Here is a 23,375-nt window from a genome sequence, read left to right on the forward strand (position 1 = left end):
CGCCACAATTAAAGCCCACCGCGGTAAATTCCACGGTGGGCTTCATGCTGCGCTCTAGATATCCAGGAAGCGGACGTCCTTCGCGCGGCGGGTAATGAAGGAGCGGCGAGCCGAGACATCATCACCCATGAGGATGGAGAAGAGCTCATCGGCGCGCTGCGCGTCTTCCAAGTCCACACGGCGCAGGATGCGGGTGCTCGGGTCAAGCGTGGTCTCCCACAGCTCAGCGGCGTTCATCTCGCCCAGACCCTTGTAGCGCTGGATGCCGTCATCTTTGTTGATCTTGCGGTTTTGCTCCAGGCCCTCGGCCAGCAGCTTATCGCGCTCGGCGTCGGAAAAAGCATAGCCCGGAGTACCCTTAGACCACTTGAGCTTGTACAGCGGCGGGTTAGCCAAGAACACGTGGCCATCCTCAACCAACTGCGGCATGAAGCGGAAGAGCAAGGTCAAAAGCAGCGTAGCGATGTGCTGACCGTCAACGTCGGCATCGGCCATGAGCACGATCTTGTCGTAGCGCAGCTTCTTGATATCGAATTCCTCGTGGATACCAGTACCCAGCGCAGTAATAATCGCCTGGACCTCGGCATTCTTGAGCACCTTATCCATGCGGGCCTTCTCCACGTTCAGGATCTTGCCGCGCAGCGGCAGGATGGCCTGGAACATGGAATCGCGGCCGCCCTTAGCGGAGCCACCTGCAGAGTCACCCTCCACGATGTAGAGCTCGGAAATCTTCGGATCCTTCGAGCGGCAGTCTGCAAGCTTGCCTGGCAGGCCACCGAGGTCGGTGGCGGACTTGCGGCGCACCATCTCGCGAGCCTTGCGGGCAGCCATGCGGGCATGCGCGGAGGAAACAGCCTTATTGATAATGGCCTTAGCCTCTGCCGGGTTGGCATCGAACCAGTCATTGACGTGCTCGTTGACCGCGCGCTGGACAAAGCCCTTGATCTCGGAATTGCCCAACTTGGTCTTGGTCTGGCCCTCGAACTGCGGATCACCCACTTTGACGGAAATGACGGCCGCCAAGCCTTCGCGGCAGTCATCGCCGGAGAGGTTCCCGTCCTTTTCCTTGAGGAGCTTATGCTCCTTGGCGTAGCGGTTCATCAGGGAGGTTAGGGCCGCACGGAAGCCCTCTTCGTGCGTGCCGCCCTCGTGGGTGTTGATGGTATTGGCAAAGGTGTGAACGGACTGCTTATAGCCCTGGTTCCACTGCAGCGCTACCTCTACCTCGTGATCCTCGCCCTTCGCATCGAAGGAAACGATGGTCGGGTGGATCGCGGTCTTGGACTTATTGAGGTACTTGACGTAGTCGGTCAAGCCATCCGGGTAGTGGAAGGTTACCTTCTTGCGGCGCTTCTTCTCTGCCGCAGCGTCCTCCGCCTCGCCGGATTCTTCGTTGAAGGTATCGCCGGCGTCCGGGGCATCATCGAAGGAGGTTTCATCCGCGCTGGTCTCGCCGGATTCTGCATCGGCGATTTCCTCCAGCTCGATCTGCTCTTCGGTGACGCGCTCGTCAATGAGCTCAATGCTCAGGCCCTTGTTCAGGAAGGCCATTTCCTGCAGGCGGCGGGCGATGGTGTCGTAATCGTACTCGGTAGTTTCAAAAACTTCCGGGTCCGCCCAGAAACGAATCTTGGTGCCCGTGCCGCGGGCATTGCCACCCTCAACGAGCTCGTCTGGGATGGCGTTCTGGAAGTTTTGGTACCAATGCTTGCCGTCGCGCTTAATCTCCGCCTCCACGCGGGTAGAAAGCGCGTTCACCACGGAAATGCCGACACCGTGCAGGCCGCCGGAAACGGCGTAGGAGTCGGAGTCGAACTTACCGCCGGCGTGCAGCTGGGTCATGACCACCTGGATGGTAGGTGCACCAGAGGCGTGCATTTCTACCGGAATGCCACGGCCATTATCGATGACCTCTACGCCGCCATCTTCCAGCAGCTTGACGGTAACTTTGTCGGCGTAGCCGGCCATGGCCTCATCGACGGAGTTATCAACGATCTCCCAAATGAGGTGGTGCAGGCCGCGCGAACCGGTCGAACCAATGTACATGCCGGGGCGCTTACGGACGGCCTCGAGGCCCTCCAGGATCGTAATTGACCCGGCATCATATGCGTGTTCTTCAGCCACGGATTCGTGCTCTCCTTTTGGCTATAGCTAATTCTAAGACCTTGACTATTCTACACGGATACCCCCTACTGAAAGACACCCCACACCCGTGAGAGATAGGAATCTGGGGCGCTCTGAGGTTATTTACATTATGCAGGTCTGAGTAAACCTCAGCCTATTAGCCGTATGTATCTTGTGATCCTTGCGGTTTGACCCACTGCCGCCCTTCATAATTGCGCTTTTGTTTCGGCCCGTGAATCCGCAGTTCCACAATGACATCGGGGCCTAGGCGGTCAGAGATTTTCCGCAGGATTTGGCGCTGCAGGTAGCGCAGCTCCGTTGCCCACGTGGAGTTATCGCAGGATACATAGACAATCTTGTCTTTAATCCGCTGCGGCTGCGTATGCGCGGCAATGCGCTCGCCCACCAGATGCTCCCAATTGCCCATCACCCAGCCATTAGCCAGATCATGCTCCCACCCACGATTGACCACCTCGCGGTTAATTTGGGATCCCAGGCTCGGCACGGCCAGCGTGCGCCGTTTCTTTCTGCCATCCGGACCCGTAGGCCAGCCGCGTTGGTAGCCCATATACCCCTGCTTTTGCGCCTTCTCCAGCGAGGGCACCGGCATCTTCGGTACCGGGCGGGTCAGCTTCGGCGGGTTTTTGGAAGTGGACCGAACCAGCTTGAAGTACTGGGTGACGGGATCGATGCGCTGCTTGCCGACGCCCCCTTGATCCTCACTCATTCCCCTCACCTTCCTCAGCGGCATCTTGAGCAAGATCTTCGGCAGAATCTTCGGCGCTGAGCTTGGAAATGCGGCCGGTCTCGGTATCTTCTACGCTCACGCGGTAGCGCACGATGGGCTCCAAGTTTCCGGGCAGATCTTCATCCACGGCCGCGGTGATAAGCACTTGTTCGGCCTCGGCGGCCAAGTGGACCAGCTGCTTGCGGCGCTTGGCATCGAGCTCGGCAAAGACATCATCCAAGATGAGCACCGGATCGGATCCTCCCTCCTGGCGCAGGAGGTTGAATTCCGCCAGGCGCAGCGCGATGGCATAAGACCACGTCTCGCCGTGGCTAGCAAAGCCCTTGGCCGGCTGATCACCCAGGTTGAGCACCAGATCGTCGCGGTGCGGACCCACCAGGGAAATGCCGCGTTCAATCTCGCGCTGCCGGGCGCTGGCCAGCTCGGTGAGCAGAACCGCTTCGAGCACCTCGCGATCGGAGGTATCGATCGTGGACTTATACTCCACGTGTGCCGGCCGCGATTCTGGCGCCAGGCCGGAATAGGCGGCGGGGATGTGGTCCAAGAGGGCGTCGACAAGCGCAAGGCGTGCGGCGATCACCTGGGCGCCAAGCCGGGCAAGCTGTGCATCCCAGGTATCCAAAGTGGCCAACGCAGCGGCGCCATCGCTATCGGAATAGCCGCGGCGCAAGCTACCGGAGGCCGATTTCAGCAGGGCATTGCGTTGCTTGAGTACCTTGTCGTAGTCGGCCTTCACGCCCGCTAAGCGCGGAGTCCGCGAGGCAATGATGCTATCGAGGTAGGCGCGGCGCCCTGCCGGCTCCCCGCGCACCAGGGCCAAGTCCTCTGGGGAGAAGAGCACAGTCTTCACCACGCCCAGCAGCTCACGGGGGCTGCGCAGGCGGGTGCGATTAATCTGCGCCTGGTTGGCCGCGTGGGGCTTAATCAGCAAATGGGTAGTAAGCTCGCGGCCCTGGTTCACCGCGGTAATGGATACCCGCGCGCTATCCGCGCCCTGGCGCACCAGCGGTGCATCGTGGGAAACGCGGTGGGAGGAAAGGTGGGCGGTATAGCCAATGGCCTCAACGATATTGGTCTTGCCAAAGCCATTGCGCCCGACAAAAAGGGTGATCCCCGGCCCTAGCTGCACATTAAGTTCGGGCCACGAGCGAAAATCCCGAACATCGAGATCCCTGACGTACATTAGCCCGGCAGGCGAACCGGCATGAGCAGGTAGGTGAAGTTGGTCTCCGGCGTGGGGAAGTTGCCATCTTCATCGGCCTCAGGCAGCTCTTCCGGTTCTGGGATCATGATGGCTGGGCGCGAAGGCTCGGTAAAGCCGAAGACCACGCGGTCGGTATTGATGACGCCCAAGCCATCCTTGAGGTAGCCCGGATTGAAGGCGATGAGGAATTCATCGCGGCCATGGAACGCACACGGCAGGGTCTCGGTCGCGTTACCAGCATCCGCACCGGCGGATAGGGTTACCTGGCCATCGGCGAATTCCATCCGAATCTGCGCATTGCGATCCGTCAGCAAAGACACGCGGCGAATTGCTTCCTGCAGCGGGGCGACCTCAATGGAGGCAATATTGGTGTGGTTCTTCGGCAGCAGGGGTTGCACATTAGGGAAGTCCGCATCCAGCATGCGCGTGGTGGTCTCACGATTATCCGCGTGCAGACCAAAGAGGCCATCGGCACCAATATTGTCCTCGGTTCCCACAGCGATTTCCACTGGGATATTTAGGTGCGGATCCAAGGAACGACCGGTTTCCTGCAGGGTCTTCGCAGGTACCAAGAGTTTCGCTTCTACATCTGGCGACTTCGGCTCCCATTCCAAGGTGCGCATGGCCAGGCGGAAGCGGTCCGTTGCCGTCATCTCAATGTCCTTGCCACGGATATCCATGTGCACACCGGTGAGCATGGGCAAGGTGTCATCCTTGCCGGCCGCAGCGGCGACCTGGTGGATGGCCTCGACGAAGAGCTGTGGCTGGATGGTGCCGGTAACCTCCGGCAGGACCGGGAGCTGCGGGTAATCATCCAGAGGAATCAGTGGCAGCTCAAAGCGGGAAGAACCACAAGTAACCAGGGCCTTGGAATCTACCTGGGAGATCTCCACTTCCTTGTTGGGCAGGGAAGCGACGATGTCAGATAGGAGCTTGCCGGCTACCGCGATCTGTCCGGGTTCATCCACCATTCCGGCGATTCGGACGCGGGTGGACACCTCGTAATCGAAGCCAGTGAACTCAAGACCATTGTCATCCGCGGTGATCAGCATCGCGCGGAGTACAGGCTGGGTGACCTTGGACGGCAGGCTACGAGCAACCCACGCTACGGCGTTGGCAAGGTCATCTTTGGCCACGCGAAATGACACGGCTTCATCCATGGTGCGAAGAGCTCCTCTGGGGCAAGTAGGAAATTTGTTACTTACAAAAGACTGGCTTCCAACTTACCGTATCGGGCGCGGTGCGCCACAACGTGTAATTCCATCTTTGCCTGCCCGATCCGCGCCTGGCCGAAGGCAGGCCGGGTCGAATTCCACACACCCTCTTTCTTCTATACAGATCAGAGAAATAATTTAGTAGTAGTAATAAGCGCTGTGGGATCTGTGGGTAACTAGGTAAATGACAAGTTCAGGACACAGATCCGGGGTGTGCCAATTCTTGTGATCTTGCTGTGATCAATCAGGGCGAAATGTGGACAACTAACGGGATCACCGTTTTATCCACAGGTTTTGTCATTTGATCACCGATCTACACACAGCGCTGATCACAGGGTGGTTCTCCCAGCATAGAGCCTGTGGAATTTAAAACTGTGAGTAAGATCTACGAATTACAAAGGTGGAATTACACAAGTGTGAATAACGCTGTGGATAACTTTTTTCGCAGTTAAGAGAGTACTTTTCGCGGACCTTTTGGGTTCTTTGTGGAATTACACGAAGGTGTAGGCGGCTGTGTGGACGGTTTGAACCAGGTTTCGGCGTCTCAGTCAAGAATCTCTGATCTGGTAGTTCTGATCTCACCTTTAAGTAATCCGAGCAGAATCCGCGAAGTGACAAAGGGCAGACAAAAGCGCCCTCCTTTATATAAGGAAGGCGCTGAAGCAGCGGTAGAGAAATTTAGGCGCGACCGCGATTCTTGATGCGCTGGGTGAGCGCCTGGATCTCGTCGTAAGTATTGCGCTTTTCAGTCATCTCTTTGCGGATCTTGCGATCCGCGTAAATGACGGTGGTGTGATCCTTGCCGCCGAATTGCTCACCGATCTTGGGAAGGGATAGCTCCGTGAGCTCGCGGCACAGATACATAGCCAACTGGCGTGCATGCGCCACCGCACGCTTTTTGCCAGCCCCGCGCAGAGTCTCTACATCAATATCGAAGAATTCTGCCGTGACCTCCATGATCGAGGTAGCGGTGATTTGCCGATCGGCGGAATCTGGGGCCAAATCGCGCAGCGCGATTTCTGCCATCTCCACGTTGATTGGCTCATTCACCAAGGAGGAATAGGCCGAAACGCGAATCAGTGCGCCCTCGAGCTCACGAATAGATGACTCAAAACGAGAGGCAATGAGCTCAAGCACGGAGCGATCCACTTCGGTGCCGTCATTGGCCGCCTTCTTCATCAAAATCGCGATACGCGTTTCTAGATCTGGCGGCTGAATATCGGTGATAAGACCGCCTTCAAAGCGGGTGCGGAGGCGATCTTCTAGCGTGGTTAGCTGTTTCGGTGGGCGGTCCGAAGACAAAATGATCTGCTTATTGGCTTGGTGCAGCGCATTGAAAGTATGAAAGAACTCTTCCTGGGTGGATTCTTTGCCTTCCAAGAACTGGATGTCATCGACCATCAAAATGTCGAGATTGCGGTAGCGCCGCTTGAATGATTCCTGACGGTCATCGCGCAGGGAATTAATATAGTCATTCGTGAATTCTTCCGAAGACACATACTTCACGCGCAGACCCGGATGTAGTACCTGGGCGTAATTGCCGGCGGCATGCAAAAGGTGCGTTTTACCCAGACCAGAGCCACCCCAGATAAATAGTGGGTTGTATGCACGGGCGGGATTCTCGGCCACAGCCACAGCGGCACCATTGGCAAAACGATTCGAAGAACCGATCACGAAGCTATCGAAAGTGTGCTTCGGATTGAGGGAAGTTTCACGGTTGGGATCGTGCGCCGGGGCCTCGCGCGGGATGCGGGCAGAATTGGTGGCAGCACCGGAGAAATTTCCCGCGGATTCGGCCTGCTGTTGGTTATAGTGCTGGGCCAGCTCATCCAGGCTTGCAGGGGCGTGACTCGACTGCCAATTGTTCTGAGAAGGGGCCTGCTGTGCAGCGGCATCCGTTTGCTGCGGGCGCGGAATGTAGTTCTGGGTAGATTCCGTGTTCTGCGGCGGTTGCGCTTGAGGCGGTTGCTGTTGTTGAGGGGGTGTTGCCTGTGGTGCAGGGTCCGCGGCCGGCGGCTGTGGCTCTTGCGGGGTGGCAAGGGTAACCGCAAAGGAACACGGCCGGCCTAGGTGACGGGTTAATGCCTTGGCAATGTGCTCGCCCAACTCATTTTCGACCACATTTTTGGCATCCAGGTTTTCGGCGGCAACGAGGGTGTAGCCTTCGACCATCATGATGGGGCGAACCAGTTGGAGGTAAAGGCGCTGTGAGTGCGAAAAACTGGGGACCTCGGAATTGGGTTGCTCGGATTGTGCGAGCAGGTCATCAACGACCGCGCGCCAAACGGCATGCAGGTTCGCTTGTGGGTCAGTCACAACAGGCTACCTTTGTGGAATTTAGTCGGGGACGGGTGGACATTGAATAACAATTTTCACTGCGGATTCCACCGTGGTTTTCACATCGGTTTTTATCGAGTCACCTCGATCTCCACAGAGTTATCCACAGGTGTGGATTAAATAGTTATTCACAGCTTAGTTCATGACTGTGGATAACTCTTCATTGGTCAGTATGTGGTCTTATGCTGCGGAAACTACAAAAGTCTCAAGTGTTGATTTAGAGTTATCCACATGTCCGGTTGGGCTGTGGAATTTGATTCTTCTGTTCTACCGCCGAAACGGCGGGTGTGTCTAGCGAGAAAAATTCACCACCCGGGTGTGGGTTGGGGTTGGTCTTATTGCGTGATGGATTAGGTGCAGTAAGAGCGCAGAATCTGGCCCTCTAGCTGCAGGAAAAAACATTTATGTAATTTCGGGTGTACCCGGGTGTCGATTTGTTCCCAGCGGCAGAAATCACGTAATCTGGCATGGTCTATTGCAACAAAGAGTTGCGCGTGAAAGTGACAGCGTCACCTCGCACCGGCTGGGCCCGTCGGCTCGCCGTGCACCGGAGAGACTGTGATGCGTCAGGTTCATGGAATCTATTCATCAGTGGGCGTGCCGCTGCATCGCGGTGGTGTGCCTACGCACAACTTCAAGGAGAATTAACGTGGCAAAGGGTAAGCGCACGTTCCAGCCGAACAACCGTCGTCGTGCTCGCAAGCACGGATTCCGCACCCGCATGAGCACCCGTGCAGGTCGCGCCATTGTTGCAGCTCGTCGCAAGAAGGGCCGCGCAAAGCTGACTGCATAAGTTATGCTTCCAGCCCAGCACAAGCTCACGTCGCCGACGCAATTTCGGCGCACGATGAAGGGTAGTCGCCGGGCGGGCACTCGTACGGTCGTCGTGCATGCGCGCGACAACGCAGGTACGGACAAGGCAGCCGATATCGCCGCCACTGGGCCGCGATTTGGGCTGATTGTTTCTAAAGCCGTCGGGAATGCAGTGGTTCGCCACCGCACCTCCCGGCGGCTTCGCCATGTGTGTATGACATTCATTCCCAAGCTGCCTGCCAGCGTGGACGTTGTCATCCGTGCTTTGCCCGCCAGCGCCACTGCTAGCAGTGAGCAATTAGAAAAAGATCTTGCCAAAGCACTACGCAAGCAATGGGATATCTAAATTCCCGCGGGGAGGAAATTCCCCCAGCCAGAGGATTGGCCAAACCAATGGTCAAAGTGGTTCGTTTCTACCAAAAGCATGTCTCTGGCCTTAAGATGGTATCGACCTGTCGGTTCGAGCCGACATGCAGTGCTTATGCCCTAGAGGCGCTTTCTCAACACGGCGCAATCAAGGGTACGGCGATGGCAATAGCCAGGGTCTGCAAATGCGGCCCCTGGCATCCGGGCGGATTCGATCCGGTCCCGGGTACCAACAACAATTGAGGATTAAACACTCGTGCTTAATTTCATTTACTGGCCAATTTCGGCCGTTTTGTGGTTCTGGCACTGGCTGCTGTCCCTCGTAATGGACCCTGCCTGGGGCATTACCTGGATTCTGGCCATTGTGCTGCTGACCTGGACGCTTAAGGCACTAATGGTCAAGCCGACCATTAGCCAGATTCGTTCCTCGCGTAAGATGCAGGAAATCCAGCCTAAGGTGCAGGAAATCCGTGCGAAGTACGGTAATGACCAAACCAAGGCCGCGCAGGAAATGCAGAAGGTCTACAAGGAGTCCGGCGTTCGTCCGATGGCCGGCTGCCTGCCGGTCTTCGTGCAGATTCCAATGTTCGTTGGTTTGTTCCACGTGCTGCGCTCCTTCGACCGCACCGTTGCGGTAGCCGGTGGCATTGGACATCCCAGTGGTGACGCAATGTCCATTGAGGAAAATGCTAATACCGCGAACTACATCTTTAAGCCGGAACTGGTCCAGCAGTTCCTAGACGCCAAGATCTTTGATGTTCCGCTGGTGACCAACCTGCGATTGAACTCGCCGATTGTAGAGGGCGTCACTACCACCCAAGCAGCCGTCATCATCGTTCCGATGATCGCCATCATTACGGTCATGACGCACTTCAACGCCCGCATGAGCCTGAACCGTCAGGAAAAGCGCCGCGCTGCTGGCAAGACCCAAGCACCGCAGGGGCAGAATGCGGAAATGATGCAGCAGCAAATGGCTATGATGTCCAAGATGATGCTGTGGGTCATGCCGGCCATGCTGATTTTCTCCGGCTTCATCTGGCCGATTGGTTTGCTGTTCTACATGATGGCCAATACGGTCTGGACCTTCTTCCAAACCCGCATCGTCTATGCCAAGATGGACCGCGAGGAAGAAGAAGAGGAAGCCGCTAAGGTTGAGGCCAAGCGCACTTCCGCGCCTAAGCCGGGTGCCCGCAAGAAGGACAACCGCACCAAGAAACAGCGCAAAAACAAATAAACACGGAGGAGAACCCCATCGTGTCCGAGATGGACCCGTCAGTAGTATTCGGCTCCCGCTTGCCCCTCGCGCAGGCTTACCATGATTCGCTCGCTACAGACGGGTCCACTCGTGGTTTTATAGGCCCCCGCGAGGTGCCACGCCTGTGGGAGAGGCACATTATTAACTGCGCCGTCGTCAAGCAGGCAATCCCAGAGGGCGCCACGGTTATCGACGTCGGCTCGGGTGCCGGGCTGCCCGGCATTCCGCTGGCCATTGCACGCCCAGACCTGCAGATCACCTTGATCGAGCCGCTGCTCAAGCGCTATAACTACCTCAACGAAGTCGTAGAAGAGCTGGGCCTAGACAACGTAACGGTGCTGCGTGGCCGTGCCGAGGAAGGCCCGATTAAAAAGGCCGTGGCGGGCGCAGACGTGGTCACCTCCCGCGCCGTCGCACCGCTGGGCAAGCTGGCGAAATGGTCGCTGCCGCTCGTACGCAAGGGCGGTGAGATGATCGCGCTGAAGGGTTCTTCGGTACACGAGGAACTGGAACGCGATGCCGCTGACATTAAGAAGGCCGGCGGTGGAAAGGCCGAGGTCAGCACCATCGAGGGAACCACGATCATTCGTGTCCCGCGCGTGAACTAAAGTAGACGGCATGACTAATCCGCGCCTTATCACCATTGCTAACCAGAAAGGCGGCGTAGGCAAAACCACCTCCGCCGCCAACTTGGCCGCAGCGCTAGCCACAGAGGGCAAAAAAGTGCTGGTGATCGATCTTGACCCGCAGGGAAACGCCTCCACGGCCATGGGCGCGGAACATAATTCCGGCACCGATTCCAGCTATGAGGTGCTCCTCGGAGACTGCACCGCCGAGAAGGCTATGCAGGCCTCCTCGCACAACGAGAATCTTTTTTGCATCCCTGCCACCATTGATCTGGCTGGCGCGGAGATTGAAATGGTCTCCTTGGTGCGCCGTGAATTTCGGCTCTATGACGCCCTGCATAATGGCTTCCTTGAAGAGCATGGTTTTGAATATGTCTTCATTGATTGCCCGCCATCCCTTGGCTTGCTCACCATTAATGCGATGACCTGCGCTGAAGAGGTCATCATACCGATTCAATGCGAGTATTATGCGCTGGAGGGCGTGGGCCAGCTGCTGGGCAATATCTCCATGATTCGCGAGCATCTCAACGAGGATCTGCATATTTCCGCCGTGCTGCTGACCATGTATGATGCCCGTACACGTTTGGCCGAGGATGTGGCAGATAACGTCCGCGAACAGTTTGGCGCCGTGGTGCTGGCCAATGTTATCCCGCGCTCCGTGCGCGTTTCCGAGGCACCGGGGTACGGTACTACGGTTATTGATTACGCTCCCTCGTCCACCGGTGCCCGCGCGTACCTTGCGGCGGCGCGCGAGCTTAACCGGCGTGGCGATTACCGCCCGCACCCGACCACTGGGGCGATTGGCGTGAGCCCAGAGATTTACGCGGAATTGGAAGGATAGGAACTCATGGCAGAACAGAAGCAAGGCGGCCTTGGCAAAGGACTCGCCGCACTCATCCCGTCTGGTCCTGATGCCCCTACCCGCAAGCCGCGCCTGGGAGATTCCGCGGCGGATATTATTTTGGGTAATTCCACCCCGCAGCCGGGCCGGAAGGGCGGCGAAGGCAAGCGCGTAAAGGGCGCTCCCACCATTCAACAGGGTTCTGGATCCACGTCCTCCAAGAAGCGCCAGGCCACCCCGGCTCCTATCGGTGCGACCTACCGTGAGATTTCCATTGGGGATATCATCCCCAACCCGAAGCAGCCGCGCACGGTCTTCGACGAGGATGAACTCGGTGAGCTCGTCCACTCGATCCGCGAATTTGGTCTGTTGCAGCCCGTGGTCGTTCGTCCTTCCGAGGAAGGTGGCTTCGAGCTCATTATGGGTGAGCGGCGTTGGCGCGCTTCCTCCAAGGCGGGCCTAGCCACGATTCCGGCCATCGTGCGCGATACCAAGGATGACAACCTGCTGCGCGATGCTCTGCTGGAGAATATTCACCGCGTGCAGCTCAACCCCTTGGAAGAAGCGCACGCCTACCAGCAGCTGCTGGAAGAGTTCGGCGTTACTCAGAACGAGCTGGCGGACCGCATTGGTCGTTCGCGCCCACAGGTGACCAATATGCTGCGCCTGCTCAAGCTGCCGGTAGAGGTTCAAAAGCGCGTAGCTGCTGGTACCTTATCTGCCGGCCACGCGCGTGCCCTATTGTCCTTGGACGACACCGAGGCCATGGAATACATTGCCAACCGCATCATCGCGGAGGGCCTGTCCGTACGCGCCACCGAGGAGGCAGTCACCCTCTACAAGCGCGATGGTAAGCCGGCCGAATCCAAGAAGAAACAGCCGGCACCGCAGCCGCAGTACTTTACCGATTCCGCTGAGCGGCTGTCCGACCGCTTCGATACCAAGGTCACCGTGACCATGGGCAAGCGCAAGGGCAAGATGGTCGTGGAATTTGGTGACCAAGAAGATTTCGAGCGCATCATGGCGCTCATTGAGGGTCAGCAGTAGTCAGAGGCGATGATCCTCGAGCCGGTACGCGAAGGCGCGCGCATTCACCGCCAGGCCGCGCGCAGCACCTTTTGGGAGCTGGAGGCCTCCGTGGTCGATCCCGCCTTTGAAAAGGAAGCGTGGTTGGCCACTACCCTGCTCTCCTTTGGTCAGTGCGGCTTTACTGTGGGTGAGGACGCTACCATTCTCTTTTGCTCCCGCGAGGATGCTGCCGGCGCCGCCAAGCTTCCCACCGCCCCCATTTCAGAAGATGCGGAGATCATTACCTCGCTCTTCGTTAAGGCACATTTAATGGGGCGTGGCATTGAAGCAGTGCTTGTCGACGCCGCCATTATGCACCTCACTAACCGCGGCAGCACCGCCGTGGAGGCCTTTGGCTATTACGGCGATCCAACCGCAGCGGCGGATTTCTTGGGCCACAAACCGGCCTATATCGGGCTGATGTCTTATGAGACTTTGCGCTCCGCCGGCTTTGAGGTAGCCGCAGATCACCCAGTACTCCCCCGCTTGCGGCTCGAGTTGCCGCCAGAGCACGATATGCTCAGCGCGGCAGCGGCCGAAGACCTCCTAGCCCGCGCCTTGGCCTAGATTCTAGGCCAAGGACTGTTCGGCCTGGAGCAGCTCGGAGAACTTATAGGCACCTGTGACGGCGGTGTCCTGCTCCATGAGGTACATGCGCTTTACAGCAATCACGATCGCCTCCGCAATGTCATCGCGGCGGGACGGGTTGGTGAGGATCTTTACGTCCTCTGGGTTGGTCAGGTAGCCCAGTACGATCTGGATGACCGGCATCTGGGTCAAGCGCAGCAGGTCCCAGGTGCGGCCGTGGTTGCCGCAGTCCAGCAGCTCAGTGCGCGCGACAATCTCGCGCTGGATGAAACCGGAAAGGGTCTCACCAATGAGAGAGGAATTGCCTAATTCGGAGCCGAAGTAAAAGGTCGCAACACCATTGGCCTTCTCATTGGGATAAGAATCGCAGGCCAAAGAAATCACAATGTCCGCATCGAAGGCATTGGCTAGCTCGGCGCGGGACTTGACGTCCGCATCGGAGGTCCGAGGACGGGAGATGATGGTTTCCATGCCTGCGGCAATCATGCGTCCCTCGATGCGCTGGGTGAGGTCCCACAGGATTTCCTGCTCGGAAATATCACCGAAGCGACCCTTGACCAGCTGGCCGGCGTCGCCGCCGCTCAAGGCGGGATCGATGACAACGCGCTTGCCCGCGAGCTTTGGGCCGGCGTTGCGGACGCGCTCACGTTCTTGGATATTGTGCGCGGAACCACCGGTAATACGGCGGCCGAGCAGTCCAAGGGCGCGGATGGTGGCGGGGCCGCACACACCATCTTCTTGCAGGCCGCAGTTGTGCTGATATTCCTTCAGGGCCGCGTGGGTATTAGTACCGAAGTGGCCGTCTACGCGCTGTTGGTAGAAGCCGAGCTCCTGCAGTTGTTGCTGGAGCTGCGAGATATCGTCACCTACCAGCTCATTCGCAGGCTCGTAGCTAAGGACGCGGCTGCCGAGCGTGTACGAGGCTTGGCGCAGTTCGCGCAGGGTGAGATCGTCGATTTCGCCCGTCGGCACGATACCGCGGGATTGCTGGAAGGCCTTGAGGACCTCAGACAAATTGGCATCAAAGCTCTTGTCGCTCTCGGAGTACTTCTGCTTCTTCCAAGCAGAAAGTTCCCCTTTGAAATCTGACAAGAGGCCGAGACGGGCCAAGGTAGCGCGAGCCTCAGCTACACGCACGCTTGTATCGCCGACTCGAAGAACGCGGTTCACGCCTTAATACCCCTTTCACAGCCCGCTTTAGTTAGGGCCGCATTCCAGAATTTCTACACGCTTAATCTAATAGGAATTAGATTAACAGTTAAAGCTGCTTTTTCACTTGCGCCACGATGTCATCTTTAGAACGCAGACCCACAAATTCGTCTACCTTCTCGCCGTGGTTGAAAATCAGCACATTTGGAATGGACATGATCTGGAACATGGCGCTTAGGTTGCGCTCTTCATCGACGTTAACCTTGGCGACGGTGACTTGGCCGTCCAACTCCTCCGCTACCTCTTCCAGGATGGGGGAAAGCTTCTTGCACGGGCCACACCACTCGGCCCAGAAGTCGACGACGACGGGCTTATCGGACTCGATGACGTCCTTACGGAACGTATCGGTGGTTACTTTCTTGACGTTGCTCATACTGAATTAACGGTTTTCTGCGAGGAAATGTTCCGCATCAATTGCCGCACGGCAACCGGAGCCGGCCGCGGTAATTGCCTGCTGGTAGTGGTCATCCACCAAGTCACCGCAGGCGAAAACGCCTGGCAGGGAGGTCTTGGTGGTGGGTTGTTCAACTACAACATAGCCGTTGTCATTGAGCTTGACCTGATCATTGAGGAAGGAAGAGCGCGGATCATGGCCAATTGCTACGAACATGGCAGTGACGTCCAAGGTGGAAGTCTCGCCGTTGGTGACGTCCTTGAGTTTGAGTCCGCTGACCTTGCCATCGGTTTCAATAACTTCTTCGACGACCTTATTGGTCTCCCACTTGATCTTTTCGTTGGCCTGGGCGCGCTCCAGCATGATCTTGGAGGCGCGGAAGTTCTCGGAGCGGTTCACAATGGTGACAGAGTCCGCGAACTTGGTGAGGAAGGTAGCCTCCTCCATGGCAGAGTCGCCGCCGCCGATAACAGCGATATTGTGGTCCTTGAAGAAGAAGCCATCGCACGTAGCGCAGGTAGAAACGCCGCGGCCGGTAAGTTCTTCCTCACCTGGTACGCCGAGGTGGCGCGGGGCGGCACCGGTGGCGAGGATGACGGCGCGGGCCTCAAAGAGCTCGTCACCCACGTGCAGCTTTTTAATATCGCCTTCCAGCTCAACGGAGTCAACGACCTCCATGCGGAGATCCGCACCGAAGCGGATGGCCTGAGCGCGCATTTCTTCCATGAGCTCTGGGCCCATGATGCCCTTTTGGAAGCCGGGGTAGTTTTCTACCTCGGTGGTATTCATAAGCTCGCCGCCGTACTCGAAGCCCTCGAAGACAATCGGGTTGAGCTCGGCGCGTGCCGCGTACAGCGCGGCGGTGTAACCGGCAGGGCCGGAACCTACGATGGCAACATCGTGGACGGTCATTGCTAACTCCCTTAAATCAGAGTGTGGTTTCGCGTAACGCCCTGAGTCTACCCGCCACGCTGACAAACGTCGGTATTAGCAAACTCACCCCATGGCGGCGCGTAGGACTTCCTTCGCTCGGGCGCGGCGGGATTTAATGGTGCCGGGTTTTACCCCTTGGGCGGTGGCAACTTCGCCGACGCGGAACCCGGCGACGTCGGTAAGCACCAGCGCTTCGCGCTGATCCTCCCGCAGCAGCTGCATTGCTTCTCGCACCACTAGCTGCTCCGCTAGGTTTTCGGAAGGGTTATGCGCGAGCAGCGGGTTGCGATCGTCGTCAAAGTCCTCTGCATCTAATGAAGCATTTTCCCTGTTAGAACGGTGGTTCAAGTAGTCATAGCCAGAGTTTTTCACCAGCCGGTGCAGCCAGGTCGATAGCGCAGACTCGCGGCGATAGGAGTGCAGGTTGCAGCTGGCGCGCAGGAAGGCTTCCTGAACCACATCTTGGGCATCATGATCGTTTCTGGTGTAGCGCCGCGCTACCGTGGTCAGCCGCGTGCGGTGGCGTTCCACGATGGCGGAAAAGGCCTTATTGTCCCCCTCAATAAAAGCATCAACTAGTTCTTCGTCACTGCGGTCATGACTGAGCGTCATATGTAGATTCCCCCCGGATCAACAACTGTTATACACAGTGTGACCCGAGGGGAACTAGGGCGCGAGCGCTAGGTTGTACAGTTTATTGACCAGCCCGCACGCGGAGGGTGCGCCGCAGGTTATCGCGGCATTCCAGCAGGATGCGGCGCAGCGCTCCTGGCAGCTCTCGGTGCAGCAGGCGCGTGGTGGCGGCATCGGCCATCGGCAACTCTGGGTAGAAGCCGCGGATGAGGCGGTTAGCAATCTCAATCGGGTGCGCGGCCCAGATGTCTTCTACGCGGGAGAAGAACTCCTCCGTGAAGGCCTCCTGCAGGCTAGCTGAGCGTGGGGCATTGAAACCGGCGACCAGTGCGTCGACCTCGGCATTGGAATATGCGCCGGGCGTGAGCGCCTTATCGAACGCGGAGCGCTTGGTCTCCGGCGTGGGGAAGGCGTGGCTGGCGCCGAGGAATTCGGTGGCGCCGGTCAGCGTATTATCGCGCTGCTTTTCGTCTTCGAGCTCGGGCGGGGTTACGGCATTGCGGGCCGCGAGGGCGCGCAAGATCGACCAGCGGATTTCGGGGTCCAAGCAAAGACCGGCAATGTCACCGGAGAGCAGGGCCTTAAGGCGCGCGGTGCCTGATTCCTCCGGCGTTGCGGCGAGTGCGCGGATGGCGGCGCGAGCGAGCACAAGCTGGGCGTCCGAGGCTGGTTCGGCCTCGTCCAGGTGGCCCCAGATCGCCTCGGCATAGTCGGTGCGGACCTGCTCGCGGTCGGCGTCTGCCACATAGTGTGCAATGGCGAAATTGGCATTGGCGCAGGCAGCAGCCAGCAGCGTCGTGTTGGTCTCGTAGGCTTCGTGCTTGACGACGACCCCCACATAGTCAATCGCCGACATTTCCCCATCGCGAGTGAGGTTCCACAGCGCGGTCCAGATTACCGCGCGGGTCAATTCATCCTCGATGTCGGTCAGGCGCTCACTCGCTGTGTCTAGGGAGGTCTCGTCGAAGCGGATCTTGGCGTAGGTATGGTCGGCGTCGTTAAGCAGCAGCAATGCCGGGGCCGGAAGGCCGGCCGCTTCATCGATGATGGTGCGGGTGGTGCCATCGCCGGCGGGGAGATCGATGTCGATCTCGCGGTACTTGTGCAGGGATGCATCAAAGAGCGAAGCGGTCAGGCGGTGCGGTCGGGTGACGTCCTCGGCGTCTGCACTGATGGCCAGCTCCGCAATTCTCTCGCCTTCGGTGTGCAACTCCGGGGTGAGGGTATCCGGGCCCCAGGTGCGCAGCCAGGCTTGGGACCAGGCATCAAGATCGCGGTCCGTGTGCTTCTTGAGCGCCTGCAGGAGGTCATCAAAGGTGGCGGCGGCAAAGGCGTGTTCCTGGAAGTAGTCGCGCGCACCGGCGTAGAAATTATCGCGGCCGACGTAGTGCACCAGCTGCTTGAGCACCGCCGCTCCCTTGGCATAGGTGATGCCATCGAAGTTCTGGCGTGCGGCATCCACGTCTGGGATCTCCGCCTTGATGGGGTGCGTGGTGGGCAGCTGATCCTGCAGGTAGGCCCAATTCTTGCGGGCGCCGGCGAAGTTTGCCCAGGCCTCGGTGTAGTCGGTGCCGTGGACGGAAGAATCCGCGCCCATAAATTCCGCGAAGGACTCCTTGAGCCACAGGTCATCCCACCACTGGGGAGTGACCAGATCACCGAACCACATATGGGACATCTCGTGCAGGATGGTATTTGCACGGCCGGCGTGCTGCGCGCGGGTAGCGCGGGAGCGGAAGATGTAGTTCTCCGTAAACGTCACTAGGCCGGGGTTTTCCATGGCACCCAGGTTGTATTCGGGTACAAAGATGGAATCGTACTTGCCCCACGGATAGGGATAGCCAAAGTTCTGGTGGAAAAAGTCCATGCCTTGGGCGGTAACTTCTAGGATTTCCTCGTCCAGGTGCTCAAACATGGACGCGCGCGCAAAGGCGCGCAGCTGTGCCGAGTGGCTGCCATCCGGGGCGGTCCAGGTGCGCTCTTGGTACTGGTAGGGGCCGGCGGCGAAAGAAGTCAGGTACGTCGACAGCGGCGGGGTCGGCGCAAAAGTAACGGTGGCGAGCTCCCCCTCTTCGCTGCGTTCGACTTCCGGTTGGTTGGAAAGGATCTGCCACTTTTTCGGTGCGGTCATGCGCACGTGGAAGACGGCCTTGAGATCCGGCTGCTCTAGGCAGGGGAAGATGCGGCGGGCATCAGAAGGCTCGAGGTGTGAATACAGGTAGGTCGCGTCATCGGCCTGATCGTGCATCCGATGCAGACCCTGGCCGGTGCGCGAATAGCGCGAGTGGCCGGTGACTTCGATGGCGAGCTCCTCCCCTACCGGCAGGCCGTGCAGCCGGATGATGCTGCCATCAAAGTCCACCTCCTGCGGGGTGCCATTGACCTTGACCTCCGCGACGGATTCGCCTAGGTAATCCAGGAAGAGCTCGGGCTCACTGCTGCTGAGTTCGAGGCGCGTAGTCACGCGGTAGGTGGGGCTATCGAGTACCTCCGAGAGGTCAAGGTGGAGGTGATAGGCGCGCAGGTCCACCGCCGCTGCGCGTTCTTGGAGCAACTCGTGCTGCGTCTTATTTTGTGGTGCGGTCATATCTACGAACTATAGTTACCGCCGTCACGTAGGGTGCGGGGTTGGGGTCTAAGTTCCGCTGCCTTTTAGAGGCAAACTACCCAGCGGGTATTGGGACCTCGCTGTGGACCAGTTGGATTAGTTTTTGCCGTCTCACACTCTTCAAGTGGCGCAAGATGTCAGTGACCATCAGCAAGCGTCACACCACACTGAGGGATGCAACCTATGGAAACCGTCAGACGATAACACCACACTCACCACTTTCTGTAAACATAAGGCCTAGACCCCACTAGACGCGTGTAAAACAATGCTAGGAACGGCCCTATTTACAGGAAACATTCTGCTCCAAACCGGCGTAACAATAGGGTGTACCCAAATGAGCGCCACGCTCGTAGTCACTGGCCTTAGGCGCCGTGAACAGGGAGTGACGCGGATCTCTCTCGCAGTAGACATAACTACACCATCCATCCGGTACACTTACGTTGTTCACGATTAAACGATTAAGGAGACGCGCATGTCCACGATGACGAAACGGCGACGCTGGTCGCTGCTGGTGACTGTCGGAGCGGGGGTCCTACTGATCACCCTCGACAACTCGATCCTGTACACGGCATTGCCGACACTGACCGAGGACCTTCAGGCATCAAGCACCCAGAGCCTGTGGATCATCAACGCCTACCCCCTGGTGATGGCGGGCCTGCTGCTCGGTAGCGGGACCCTCGGTGATCGCATCGGCCACACGCAGGTGTTCGTCGTCGGCCTGGTGATCTTCGGGTTGGCGTCCCTGCTCGCAGCGTTGGCGCCGTCGCCCGAGGTGCTGATCGGTGCACGCGCTGTGCTCGCTGTCGGTGCGGCAGCGATGATGCCGGCAACCCTGGCACTGATCCGCACGTACTTCACGGTCGAGCGCGAGCGGAACCTCGCGATCGCGATCTGGGGCAGCCTCTCCGTGGTGGGTGCCGCGCTGGGCCCCATCCTCGGCGGAACTTTGCTCGAGAACTTCTGGTGGGGCTCGGTGTTCCTGGTGAACGTGCCCGTAGTGGCGCTGGCGCTGGTTGCTACCTGGTTGATCCGCCCGGCCAATGACCCGGATCCTTCGAAGCGCTGGGATGCCGTGTCTTCGATACTGGTGATGATCGGGCTCGTCGGAACGGTGGTGGCCATCAAGGAGATCGGCCACGCGCCCCCGTCTGTCGCGACCATTGTTGTTGCGCTGCTCGTTGCTGCCATCGGGTTCTGGCTCTTCGTGCGCCGTCAGCGGCGCCTGGAGAATCCGCTGCTGGAGTTCTCCATCTTCCTCAACCCGGCGTTCAGTGCTGGCGTGCTCGCCGCGGCGTTCGCGATGTTCGCCATCGGTGGCATCGAGCTTGTCACCACGCAACGGTTCCAGCAGGTCGTCGGCTTCAGTCCGCTGGAGGCTGGGCTTTTGGTTGCCGTGATTGCCGTGGGCTCGTTGCCGACAGCGCTCCTGGGTGGTGCCTTCTTGCACCGTGTCGGGCTGCTCGCGCTGATCACCGGTGGTCTCGCCGTCGCCACCGGCGGCGTCGTGGTGACGGTAGTCGGGTTCCAATCATCCTTCGGCGTGCTGGTTCTCGGCCTTCTGGTGACGGGTGCCGGTCTCGGAGCTGCCCTGTCGGTCGCCTCCACCGCCATCATCGGGAACGTGCCGGTGCGCCGTGCAGGCATGGCCGCTTCCCTCGAAGAGGTCTCCTACGAGTTCGGCAGCCTCATCGCCGTGTCCGTGCTCGGAAGCCTGCTCACGGCCATCTATACCGCCAGTGTTGTCCTCCCCAACGGCGCACCGGCGGCGGCTGGTGACGGTATCGCTGAGGCACTGGAGGCGGCGCAGGGAGACGCCGCCATCATTCAGGCGGCCTCCACGGCCTTCGACTCCGCGTACCTCGTCGTGATGCTAGTCGTTGCCGGCGTCCTGGCAGCGGCCACTGTCATCACGGGAGTGCTGCTGCGTCGGTACCTGCCTGGCACGCAGTCGCAGCTGCACTCCGAGCACTGACCACGAAAGGACCGCTCATGCGGACCAGCAAACGAGACTCCATCCTCCAAGCCGCCCTCCACGTTGTCGAAACCGACGGCGTCACGGCCGTCACGTACGAATCGGTGGCCGCCGCCTCCGGACTCACCAAAGGTGGGCTGCTCTACCACTTCCCCTCGAAGGACGCCCTGGTGCTCGCGCTGCACGAGCATCTTGCCGAGCGCTGGGACCACGAGATGATCAACGTCCTGGGCAAGGACCCAGACGAGGCAACGCAGGACGAGCGCGTCGCCGCCTACGCCCGCGTGAGCGCTCGCAGCGCCACTGGCCCCGAGCTGCTGTTCATGCTCGAGGCGAGCACCGACAGCGAGCTCAACAAGCCGTGGAGAAGGGTCATCTCCCGATGGATACCCGACCCTGCCGAGATTGACCCGACTGACCCTCGGGCGCTGCAGAAGATGGTCGCGTACCTTGCCGCCGACGGACTCTGGCTTAGCGAATCCGTCGGAGCCGCCCCCCTTCCGCCCGAACTGCGCGCCGCGCTGGCAGAGCACCTCGCCCACTCCGTTGCGGACGCAGCCGGAACCTCGAGCAACGCGGCGAACCGATGAGCGCATCCATCTCGCAGATCTGAACCGATCCAGGTTCGCTGCCGCTGCCTTTCGCCTTCTCAAGAGGCTGCTCGTTCGCGGCCTCGTCGAGTCAGTGCCATACAGGGGCACCCCAGCGGGACAGTTACGGCGCAGTAGTTTGCTGTTGCCAATAGGCTCGGTCTCGCCATTTTTGCGACACATCTGTCGCACTGGGTGTACCCCATTGTTTAGTAATGGTGTCCTCTACTTTGGGCGATTGCTTTCAAATGCTGGGCGCGGGGACAACAATTCTGGAAAAGCTAGTTTTGGATCTCTCCTTGGCGAAGCCGATCGAAGACGCTACCGGCGTAATTCTCGTCGAGGATGAAACCGTTGTCGGTTTCTTTGAGAACTCCTTCTTTGACTCTGCGATCCCACCACATGATTAAGGATGCGAGCGTGTAGCCGAGTTCGTATTTCTGACCAGGAACTATAAATGAGTTCTTCATGAGTTCTGGGAAGGTTAGTATTTGTCCTTCTCGGCCTCCGTTGGCAAATGTTTCAGGATCGTGTTGGGGCTCAATATGCTGAACAATCCAGTACACAACGTCGTAAAAGGTTCGACTTTCAGGGCTATTCTCGGTGATTATTGGATTTAAATCTTTGGTGATGAGCTCTGTGGCCTGTTTTAAAAGCTTTTCGATTCCTGGTGTTGGAGTGGCAGATATCGCCTTTCGGAGAGGTTCAGAAAGGGATCCATATCGAACACCATTGATCCCGATGTTATCCGGCTCTGCATCTTCAACCGTTTCTTCTTGGTCTGGGTAGGGGCCTAGCTTAGACAAGAATGCGTCGACTGATTCTGCAACGGGCATGATGATCCCATCGGGATCGGTATCCACGTACAATACGGCGCCTTCTGGGAAATCTGGCAAGCCGTAGTTAATGACAAAGCATTGATGCATTCCGTCTTCGCTAGCAGCCAAGAGAAGGACTTCTTCGGGAATCTCCCACTCATCCATGAGGAAGGTTGCGTAGTCAATCAAATCGGTGCTGTTGCAAAGTTGGGGCAGTAGGAAGACCGGCGTGGAATAATCAGGTCCATGGGCATCTTCTCCGGTCGGCAGTTCCCTCGTGAAATCATCCTGTGGGCGGTGCGGTGGTACTGCCGCTACGGCGTGAGCTATCGCGACCTCGAAGAGATGATGACCGAGCGGGGAGTGCCGGTCGATCACACCACGATCTACCGCTGGGTCCAGAAATATGCTCCTGAGCTGGATAAGAAGACCCGGTGGTATCGGCAAGTTCCTGACTGGCAGGCCAGGTCCTGGCGGGTGGATGAGACCTATATCCGGGTCGGGGGAAAGTGGTGCTACCTCTATCGGGCAATCACCGCAGGTGGCCAGACCCTGGACTTCTACCTCTCACCAAAACGCAACGTCGCGGCAGCGAAGCGTTTCCTGGCGAAGACGCTGCGGTCGAATAAATCGGCAGGCTATCCGCGGGTGATCAGCACCGACAAGGCCCCCTCACTCGCCAGGGCAATCTCTGAGCTGAAGGCGGAAGGCGTCTGTCCATCGACGGTCGAGCATCGTCGGGTGAAATACCTCAACAACGTCATTGAAGGCGATCATGGCCGGTTAAAGCGGATCCTGGGGCCGAAAGGAGCATTCAAAAACCAAACGTCTGCCTACCGGACGTTGAAAGGGATGGAAGCGATGCACTCATTGCGGAAGGGGCAGGGCACGATGTTTGCCTATGGTCACCCGAATCCGGATGCAGTGATTGTTAGCCGGGTATTCGAGACGGCCTGACAACACAGGCACATAGCGTTGATCACACAATAAAAACGGAGCTTTCTTGGCTCCCGCCCCAAGTTGCAACAGCACCG

Annotated in this window: 22 protein-coding genes; 11 read left to right on the forward strand and 11 right to left on the reverse strand. The window is 58.6% G+C overall.

Annotated elements, in window-relative coordinates; all coding sequences use genetic code 11:
• Nucleotides 1-54: 54 nt before the first annotated feature.
• The 5 genes from gyrB to dnaA form a co-directional block, all read right to left on the reverse strand.
• Entirely contained in the window at nt 55-2,124 is a 2,070-nt protein-coding gene (gyrB, locus tag LG376_RS03930; RefSeq protein ID WP_225746215.1) for a DNA topoisomerase (ATP-hydrolyzing) subunit B, read from the reverse strand.
• Nucleotides 2,125-2,281: 157 nt separating this feature from the next.
• The gene (locus tag LG376_RS03935) at nt 2,282-2,851 is read right to left on the reverse strand and encodes a DciA family protein (RefSeq protein ID WP_225746216.1); all 570 of its coding nucleotides are present in this window, start codon (nt 2,849-2,851) and stop codon (nt 2,282-2,284) included.
• Nucleotides 2,844-4,055, reverse strand: coding sequence for a DNA replication/repair protein RecF (gene recF / locus LG376_RS03940; protein WP_225746217.1), 1,212 nt, complete (start codon nt 4,053-4,055; stop codon nt 2,844-2,846). Before recF ends, LG376_RS03935 begins: the two co-directional genes overlap by 8 nt.
• On the reverse strand, nt 4,055-5,236 hold the full coding sequence (gene dnaN / locus LG376_RS03945; RefSeq protein WP_225746218.1) for a DNA polymerase III subunit beta: 1,182 nt from the start codon (nt 5,234-5,236) through the stop codon (nt 4,055-4,057). Before dnaN ends, recF begins: the two co-directional genes overlap by 1 nt.
• 732 nt (nt 5,237-5,968) lie before the next feature.
• Nucleotides 5,969-7,606: a chromosomal replication initiator protein DnaA gene (gene dnaA, locus LG376_RS03950; RefSeq protein WP_049378059.1), complete on the reverse strand. Its 1,638-nt coding sequence runs from the start codon at nt 7,604-7,606 to the stop codon at nt 5,969-5,971.
• Nucleotides 7,607-8,276: 670 nt separating this feature from the next.
• Here dnaA and rpmH point away from each other — a divergent pair.
• The 8 genes from rpmH to LG376_RS03990 are packed head-to-tail and all read left to right on the forward strand — an operon-like array spanning nt 8,277 to nt 13,163.
• On the forward strand, nt 8,277-8,420 hold the full coding sequence (gene rpmH, locus LG376_RS03955) for a 50S ribosomal protein L34 (RefSeq protein ID WP_003847033.1): 144 nt from the start codon (nt 8,277-8,279) through the stop codon (nt 8,418-8,420).
• Nucleotides 8,421-8,423: 3 nt separating this feature from the next.
• A complete protein-coding gene (gene rnpA, locus LG376_RS03960; RefSeq protein WP_005326013.1) occupies nt 8,424-8,786 on the forward strand; it encodes a ribonuclease P protein component in 363 nt (120 codons plus the stop codon).
• A gap of 47 nt (nt 8,787-8,833) precedes the next feature.
• Nucleotides 8,834-9,049 (forward strand): membrane protein insertion efficiency factor YidD, encoded by a 216-nt coding sequence (yidD, locus tag LG376_RS03965; RefSeq protein WP_005326014.1) that lies wholly within the window; start codon nt 8,834-8,836, stop codon nt 9,047-9,049.
• Between the two features lie 13 nt (nt 9,050-9,062).
• On the forward strand, nt 9,063-10,040 hold the full coding sequence (gene yidC, locus LG376_RS03970) for a membrane protein insertase YidC (protein ID WP_225746219.1): 978 nt from the start codon (nt 9,063-9,065) through the stop codon (nt 10,038-10,040).
• 29 nt (nt 10,041-10,069) lie between these two features.
• Complete coding sequence (gene rsmG / locus LG376_RS03975) at nt 10,070-10,669, forward strand: 16S rRNA (guanine(527)-N(7))-methyltransferase RsmG (RefSeq protein WP_225747357.1); 600 nt, start codon at nt 10,070-10,072, stop codon at nt 10,667-10,669.
• 10 nt (nt 10,670-10,679) lie between these two features.
• Nucleotides 10,680-11,528: a ParA family protein gene (locus tag LG376_RS03980; protein ID WP_005326889.1), complete on the forward strand. Its 849-nt coding sequence runs from the start codon at nt 10,680-10,682 to the stop codon at nt 11,526-11,528.
• Nucleotides 11,529-11,534: 6 nt separating this feature from the next.
• A complete protein-coding gene (locus LG376_RS03985) occupies nt 11,535-12,575 on the forward strand; it encodes a ParB/RepB/Spo0J family partition protein (RefSeq protein ID WP_049378061.1) in 1,041 nt (346 codons plus the stop codon).
• 9 nt (nt 12,576-12,584) lie between these two features.
• Nucleotides 12,585-13,163, forward strand: a complete 579-nt coding sequence (locus LG376_RS03990; protein ID WP_049378062.1) for a hypothetical protein — start codon at nt 12,585-12,587, stop codon at nt 13,161-13,163.
• 3 nt (nt 13,164-13,166) lie between these two features.
• Here the strand turns inward: LG376_RS03990 and LG376_RS03995 are convergent, their stop codons facing one another.
• The 5 genes from LG376_RS03995 to pepN form a co-directional block, all read right to left on the reverse strand.
• Entirely contained in the window at nt 13,167-14,354 is a 1,188-nt protein-coding gene (locus LG376_RS03995; protein ID WP_049378063.1) for an N-acetylmuramoyl-L-alanine amidase, read from the reverse strand.
• Nucleotides 14,355-14,442: 88 nt separating this feature from the next.
• Nucleotides 14,443-14,766, reverse strand: coding sequence for a thioredoxin (gene trxA / locus LG376_RS04000; RefSeq protein WP_225746220.1), 324 nt, complete (start codon nt 14,764-14,766; stop codon nt 14,443-14,445).
• Between the two features lie 6 nt (nt 14,767-14,772).
• Nucleotides 14,773-15,699 carry a thioredoxin-disulfide reductase gene (gene trxB, locus LG376_RS04005; RefSeq protein ID WP_225746221.1) on the reverse strand — a complete coding sequence of 309 codons (927 nt, stop codon included), beginning with the start codon at nt 15,697-15,699 and terminating at the stop codon, nt 14,773-14,775.
• A gap of 84 nt (nt 15,700-15,783) precedes the next feature.
• Complete coding sequence (locus tag LG376_RS04010; protein ID WP_049378065.1) at nt 15,784-16,332, reverse strand: RNA polymerase sigma factor; 549 nt, start codon at nt 16,330-16,332, stop codon at nt 15,784-15,786.
• Nucleotides 16,333-16,414: 82 nt separating this feature from the next.
• Nucleotides 16,415-18,940, reverse strand: a complete 2,526-nt coding sequence (pepN, locus tag LG376_RS04015) for an aminopeptidase N (protein ID WP_225746222.1) — start codon at nt 18,938-18,940, stop codon at nt 16,415-16,417.
• A 493-nt stretch (nt 18,941-19,433) separates the two neighbouring features.
• Between pepN and LG376_RS04020 the strand changes: the two genes are divergently transcribed.
• Together LG376_RS04020 and LG376_RS04025 are read left to right on the forward strand one after the other, a co-directional pair.
• Nucleotides 19,434-20,933, forward strand: a complete 1,500-nt coding sequence (locus LG376_RS04020) for an MFS transporter (protein ID WP_225746223.1) — start codon at nt 19,434-19,436, stop codon at nt 20,931-20,933.
• Between the two features lie 17 nt (nt 20,934-20,950).
• Complete coding sequence (locus LG376_RS04025; protein ID WP_021353195.1) at nt 20,951-21,523, forward strand: TetR/AcrR family transcriptional regulator; 573 nt, start codon at nt 20,951-20,953, stop codon at nt 21,521-21,523.
• Between the two features lie 281 nt (nt 21,524-21,804).
• On the opposite strand, the gene LG376_RS04030 is transcribed toward LG376_RS04025, so the two are convergent.
• Nucleotides 21,805-22,530: an SMI1/KNR4 family protein gene (locus LG376_RS04030; protein ID WP_225746224.1), complete on the reverse strand. Its 726-nt coding sequence runs from the start codon at nt 22,528-22,530 to the stop codon at nt 21,805-21,807.
• Nucleotides 22,531-22,587: 57 nt separating this feature from the next.
• Between LG376_RS04030 and LG376_RS04035 the strand changes: the two genes are divergently transcribed.
• Nucleotides 22,588-23,298 carry an IS6-like element IS1628 family transposase gene (locus LG376_RS04035; protein WP_011069225.1) on the forward strand — a complete coding sequence of 237 codons (711 nt, stop codon included), beginning with the start codon at nt 22,588-22,590 and terminating at the stop codon, nt 23,296-23,298.
• The last annotated feature ends 77 nt before the right edge of the window (nt 23,299-23,375 follow it).

Origin of the sequence: Corynebacterium sp. Marseille-P4611 (assembly GCF_916618765.1) — a bacterium.
Taxonomy (GTDB): Bacteria; Actinomycetota; Actinomycetes; order Mycobacteriales; family Mycobacteriaceae; genus Corynebacterium; species Corynebacterium marquesiae.

What these genes read in the sequence shown, in the direction of transcription:
- LG376_RS04035 (WP_011069225.1), top strand. Translation starts at nt 22,588, where the DNA reads ATGGGCATCTTCTCCGGTCGGCAGTTCCCTCGTGAAATCATCCTGTGG.
- LG376_RS03935 (WP_225746216.1), bottom strand. Translation starts at nt 2,851, where the DNA reads ATGAGTGAGGATCAAGGGGGCGTCGGCAAGCAGCGCATCGATCCCGTC.
- trxB (WP_225746221.1), bottom strand. Translation starts at nt 15,699, where the DNA reads ATGACCGTCCACGATGTTGCCATCGTAGGTTCCGGCCCTGCCGGTTAC.
- LG376_RS03980 (WP_005326889.1), top strand. Translation starts at nt 10,680, where the DNA reads ATGACTAATCCGCGCCTTATCACCATTGCTAACCAGAAAGGCGGCGTA.
- rsmG (WP_225747357.1), top strand. Translation starts at nt 10,070, where the DNA reads ATGGACCCGTCAGTAGTATTCGGCTCCCGCTTGCCCCTCGCGCAGGCT.
- dnaN (WP_225746218.1), bottom strand. Translation starts at nt 5,236, where the DNA reads ATGGATGAAGCCGTGTCATTTCGCGTGGCCAAAGATGACCTTGCCAAC.
- rnpA (WP_005326013.1), top strand. Translation starts at nt 8,424, where the DNA reads ATGCTTCCAGCCCAGCACAAGCTCACGTCGCCGACGCAATTTCGGCGC.
- yidD (WP_005326014.1), top strand. Translation starts at nt 8,834, where the DNA reads ATGGTCAAAGTGGTTCGTTTCTACCAAAAGCATGTCTCTGGCCTTAAG.
- pepN (WP_225746222.1), bottom strand. Translation starts at nt 18,940, where the DNA reads ATGACCGCACCACAAAATAAGACGCAGCACGAGTTGCTCCAAGAACGC.
- LG376_RS04020 (WP_225746223.1), top strand. Translation starts at nt 19,434, where the DNA reads ATGTCCACGATGACGAAACGGCGACGCTGGTCGCTGCTGGTGACTGTC.
- recF (WP_225746217.1), bottom strand. Translation starts at nt 4,055, where the DNA reads ATGTACGTCAGGGATCTCGATGTTCGGGATTTTCGCTCGTGGCCCGAA.
- LG376_RS04025 (WP_021353195.1), top strand. Translation starts at nt 20,951, where the DNA reads ATGCGGACCAGCAAACGAGACTCCATCCTCCAAGCCGCCCTCCACGTT.
- LG376_RS03985 (WP_049378061.1), top strand. Translation starts at nt 11,535, where the DNA reads ATGGCAGAACAGAAGCAAGGCGGCCTTGGCAAAGGACTCGCCGCACTC.
- LG376_RS03990 (WP_049378062.1), top strand. Translation starts at nt 12,585, where the DNA reads ATGATCCTCGAGCCGGTACGCGAAGGCGCGCGCATTCACCGCCAGGCC.
- LG376_RS04010 (WP_049378065.1), bottom strand. Translation starts at nt 16,332, where the DNA reads ATGACGCTCAGTCATGACCGCAGTGACGAAGAACTAGTTGATGCTTTT.
- trxA (WP_225746220.1), bottom strand. Translation starts at nt 14,766, where the DNA reads ATGAGCAACGTCAAGAAAGTAACCACCGATACGTTCCGTAAGGACGTC.